The organism is Klebsiella sp. JB_Kp004 (assembly GCF_040065795.1).
GTDB classification, from domain to species: Bacteria; Pseudomonadota; Gammaproteobacteria; order Enterobacterales; family Enterobacteriaceae; genus Klebsiella; species Klebsiella quasipneumoniae.
The window spans coordinates 1-4,363 of record NZ_JBEAKW010000022.1 but is presented as its reverse complement, the minus strand read 5'-3'; the positions used below and the strand labels follow the sequence as shown (position 1 = coordinate 4,363).

The 4,363-nt window shown below is 51.3% G+C and carries 4 protein-coding genes and 4 tRNA genes; 1 reads left to right on the top strand and 7 read right to left on the bottom strand.

Annotated features, from left to right (window positions below; translation table 11 throughout):
* The 5 genes from ABLX76_RS13740 to ABLX76_RS13720 form a co-directional block, all read right to left on the bottom strand.
* The coding region (locus ABLX76_RS13740; protein ID WP_016831079.1) for a GTP-binding protein at positions 1–178 on the bottom strand (178 nt) is incomplete at its 3' end.
* A 115-nt stretch (positions 179–293) separates the two neighbouring features.
* A tRNA-Thr gene (locus ABLX76_RS13735) sits at positions 294–369 on the bottom strand.
* Positions 370–374: 5 nt separating this feature from the next.
* Positions 375–449 (bottom strand) — tRNA-Gly (locus ABLX76_RS13730).
* A gap of 115 nt (positions 450–564) precedes the next feature.
* Positions 565–649, bottom strand: a tRNA-Tyr gene (locus ABLX76_RS13725).
* Between the two features lie 10 nt (positions 650–659).
* Positions 660–735: transfer RNA gene (locus tag ABLX76_RS13720), tRNA-Thr, on the bottom strand.
* Positions 736–1,164: 429 nt separating this feature from the next.
* On the opposite strand from ABLX76_RS13720, the gene coaA reads away from it, so the two are divergent.
* Positions 1,165–2,115: a type I pantothenate kinase gene (gene coaA / locus ABLX76_RS13715; protein WP_032429237.1), complete on the top strand. Its 951-nt coding sequence runs from the start codon at positions 1,165–1,167 to the stop codon at positions 2,113–2,115.
* A 25-nt stretch (positions 2,116–2,140) separates the two neighbouring features.
* Here coaA and birA read toward each other — a convergent pair whose 3' ends face one another.
* Together birA and murB are read right to left on the bottom strand one after the other, a co-directional pair.
* Positions 2,141–3,103, bottom strand: coding sequence for a bifunctional biotin--[acetyl-CoA-carboxylase] ligase/biotin operon repressor BirA (gene birA, locus ABLX76_RS13710; RefSeq protein ID WP_080901933.1), 963 nt, complete (start codon positions 3,101–3,103; stop codon positions 2,141–2,143).
* Positions 3,100–4,128 (bottom strand): UDP-N-acetylmuramate dehydrogenase, encoded by a 1,029-nt coding sequence (murB, locus tag ABLX76_RS13705; RefSeq protein ID WP_032454528.1) that lies wholly within the window; start codon positions 4,126–4,128, stop codon positions 3,100–3,102. The genes birA and murB overlap by 4 nt, the downstream gene beginning before the upstream one ends.
* Positions 4,129–4,363: the final 235 nt, after the last annotated feature.

The window sequence follows — 4,363 nt, the reverse complement described above, 5'->3', positions numbered from 1 at the left end:
CACGAGCTTTTTCTTCCGGCGCGTTATCGATCTGGTCGAATGCGCGAGCGGAACCGCCGTAGGTTTTAGCCAGTACGGTAGTGATGGCAGCGGTCAGCGTTGTTTTACCATGGTCAACGTGGCCGATAGTACCGACGTTAACGTGCGGTTTTGTACGTTCAAACTTTTCTTTAGACATCGATTGTCCCTCTAAGACACGGATAAATCGGTGATATCACCACATCAACCAGGCAACATGCCCGACTTGTTGAATGAACATAACAGAAGAGAAACAGGGAAGGAGAGAAAAGAAGTGGTGCTGATACCCAGAGTCGAACTGGGGACCTCACCCTTACCAAGGGTGCGCTCTACCAACTGAGCCATATCAGCACGTCTGGAGCGGGCAGCGGGAATCGAACCCGCATCATCAGCTTGGAAGGCTGAGGTAATAGCCATTATACGATGCCCGCATCCTGAAACTCGGCTACCCAGTTCTTTCTGTAATACTAAAGAGACTGCTCTCTGTAGTATTGAGCTGATTAGTTTACCCAACCAACTCCGGCTACGCAAAGCGTCGCCAGAAAGTGGTGGTGGGGGAAGGATTCGAACCTTCGAAGTCGATGACGGCAGATTTACAGTCTGCTCCCTTTGGCCGCTCGGGAACCCCACCCAAATTGTTATGGTGCCGACTACCGGAATCGAACTGGTGACCTACTGATTACAAGTCAGTTGCTCTACCTACTGAGCTAAGTCGGCATCAAGTAGCGCGCATTCTAGGGAGAGGAGCGAGTTCATGCAACTAAAAATTTGCATAAAACGTTCTCTTGCTCACATTTTGTGCTCTTACGCGAAAAAACGGTGTAATTTCAAACAACGGAGTGCAAATAATCGCCAGCAAACAGCACAGCAGGCGCGGTTTCGGTCATCCACGTTTACCCGGAACGTATGCTGACCGCAGACTGAAAGGCAACAGGCCGTTAGCACAATCCTGTTAGCAAAGGCCATGCTTTGCAAAGCATAAGAAACTTATTCCTCTCTTGTGACGCTGGCGCGAGAAAGCAGCATTCAATGAGTTTTTTTCTTATTATTCCCGGCAATCTGGTGTTACCCTCCTGCCCATTGTCCTGATTAACTCGTGTGAAGCATCGCCGTTTCAACGTATTCGGTGATGGTAAGAACATGCTTATGAGCCAAAAAGAGCAGACGTTAATGACACCGTACCTACAATTTAACCGCCACCAATGGGCTGCACTTCGTGATTCTGTCCCGATGACGTTAACCGAGGAAGAAATCACGCGGTTAAAAGGCATCAACGAAGATCTCTCTCTGGAAGAGGTTGCTGAGATCTATTTGCCGCTGTCGCGTTTGCTCAACTTCTATATTAGTTCTAACCTGCGTCGTCAGGCGGTTCTCGAACAATTTCTTGGCACCAACGGTCAGCGAATTCCCTATATAATCAGCATAGCTGGCAGCGTTGCGGTAGGTAAAAGCACCACCGCCCGTGTACTGCAGGCCTTGCTTAGCCGTTGGCCTGAGCATCGCCATGTCGAACTCATTACCACTGACGGATTTTTGCACCCTAACTCGGTTTTGAAAGAACGTGGGTTAATGAAGAAGAAAGGCTTTCCGCAATCTTATGATATGCATCGGCTGGTGAAGTTTGTCTCCGATCTCAAATCAGGAGTACCACAGGCAACTGCACCGGTTTATTCCCATCTAATTTATGATGTTATTCCCGACGGCGATAAAACTGTCGCGCAACCGGATATTCTCATTCTTGAAGGACTGAATGTTCTGCAAAGTGGGATGGATTATCCACACGATCCGCATCATGTATTCGTATCGGATTTTGTCGACTTTTCTATTTATGTCGATGCTCCGGAAGAATTATTGAAAAGCTGGTATATCAACCGCTTTCTTAAATTCCGGGAAGGAGCATTTACCGACCCGGATTCTTATTTCCATAATTACGCCAAGCTGTCGAAGGAAGAAGCGGTGGATATTGCCACTTCGCTATGGAATGAGATTAACCTAATGAATCTCAAGGAAAACATCCTTCCAACCCGCGAGCGCGCCAGCCTGATCATGACCAAGAGCGCCAATCATTCCGTTAATCAGGTACGCTTACGGAAATAAAGCAAAGGGAGCCGAAGCTCCCTTTTTATTCTGCGCTGCGCAATGATATTTCACCACCGACCCAAGCTTTTATCACACCATCCTGCTCCAGCAATAGCGCCCCCTGGGCGTCAATACCGCGGGAAATGCCATAAATTTCTTTATCACCGATAATCAGTTTTACCGGACGATGAATAAAGTTATCCAGTTTTTCCCAGCGCGGCAGATAAGGAGCCAACCCTTCCTGCTCGAACAGCTCCAGCCCCAGGCGCAGCTCTTTAATCAGGCGCGCGGCGAGGAGGTTACGATCGATGACCACCCCTGCTTCCTGAAGGCTGATCCAACCCTGATTGACGACATCAGACTCCACGCGACGCATCACAAGGTTGATACCCGCGCCGCTGACGATTTGTGCGGCATCGCCCGTTTTTCCCGTCAGTTCCACGAGGATCCCTGACAGCTTACGATCCTGCAGATAAATATCGTTCGGCCATTTCACGCGAACCTGTTCGGCCCCGAATTGCTGCAGCACTTCAGCGATCACAATACCGATCACCAGGCTTAGGCCAATAGCCGCTGCCGGGCCCTGCTCCAGACGCCAGTACATTGAGAGATAGAGATTCGCGCCAAAGGGGGAAAACCATTTTCTGCCTCGTCGACCCCGCCCTGCCTGCTGATATTCAGCCACGCAGGCATCGCCGGACGTCAGCTCATCCAGTCTGTCCAGCAAATACTGGTTAGTGGAGTCGATTACCGGAAGGACAGTCACTCGGCCATGCTCTATCTGTTGGGAGATCTTTTTCTCATCCAAAAGATGAATAGGCTCTGGCAGGCTGTAACCCTTGCCCGGTACGGTAAACACATCAACGCCCCAGTCGCGTAAAGTCTGGATATGCTTATTAATCGCCGCCCGGCTCATGCCTAACTGCTCGCCAAGCTGTTCACCTGAGTGAAACTCACCATCAGCAAGGATAGAAATTAGCGTTAAAGGGATAGTATGGTCTTTCACGCAATGCTCTCCTCTGCGTTGACTTCACCATGCGTTCCAATGAAGCGCACCTCGGGTTGAAGCCATACATTGAATTTCGCACCCACCTGCTGGCGAACGTAATGGGCAAGCTTTATCACATCCTCACTGGTCGCTTGATCTTCATTAATCAGTACCAGCGCCTGCTGTCGATGCACGGCCGCGCCGCCGATGCGTTGTCCTTTGAGCTGACATTGATCGATTAGCCAGCCAGCGGCCAGCTTGACGCTGCCGTTTGCCTGCGGATAGTGCGGTGCATGAGGGAACTGCGCCAGCAGCGCTTCTGCAACCTGAGCGCTGACGATCGGGTTCTTAAAAAAGCTGCCAGCATTACCGTTAATCTTTGGATCCGGCAATTTAGTCATTCGCATATGACAGACCGCATCGAATACCTGCTGCGGGGTGACCGTCTGCGGATCGAGACGTGTTAAATCACCGTAGCTCAGCACCGGTCGCCACGCTTTCTCTAACGCCAGGCCAATCGCGACGATGGCGTAGCGGTCCTGATATTCATGTTTAAAGATGCTGTCGCGATAGCCGAAACGGCATTCCGCTGCGGAAAGGCGTTGTTTACGTCCCGTTTCCAGCTCGATGCAGTCAACATATTCGCAAACCCGCTGCAATTCGACGCCGTAAGCGCCAATATTCTGGATAGGCGAAGATCCTGCGCAACCAGGGATTAATGCCAGATTTTCCAGACCAGGCATCGCATGCTGTAGCGTGAACTGCACCAGTTGATGCCAGTTTTCGCCGGCGCCGACGTGCAAGCGCCAGGCATCCGGGGTTTCGCTCACCTCGATCCCCATAATTCGGTTGAGGATCACCGTACCGGCATAGTCGTTCAGAAACAGGACGTTACTGCCTTCCCCAAGGATTAGCGTGGGTTCGCCAGCCGCGACAGCGGTTTGCCAGGCGCTTAATAACTGTTGTTCAGTTTCGGCGCGTACTATCGTATTGGCGGATCGCTCAATGCCAAAGGTATTCCAGGGTTTGAGGGAGTGGTTCATAGTGGCTTCCTGATGCAAAATCGGCGTTAGTTTACCGTATCTGGCGGGGGAAGGCTTGCCTGATTACAGAGGCAATAATATTGCGGGGCGCTAACGGTGGTGATGTGGTGTACCGGTCCGGGCTACAGAACCCGCAAGGTCCGTAGCCCCGGTAAGCGCAGCGCCACCGGGGAGGCGTACCGGCACCCTCGCCGGAGGACAAAAACGCAAAAAAGCTCAGTCTTTCGACTGAGCT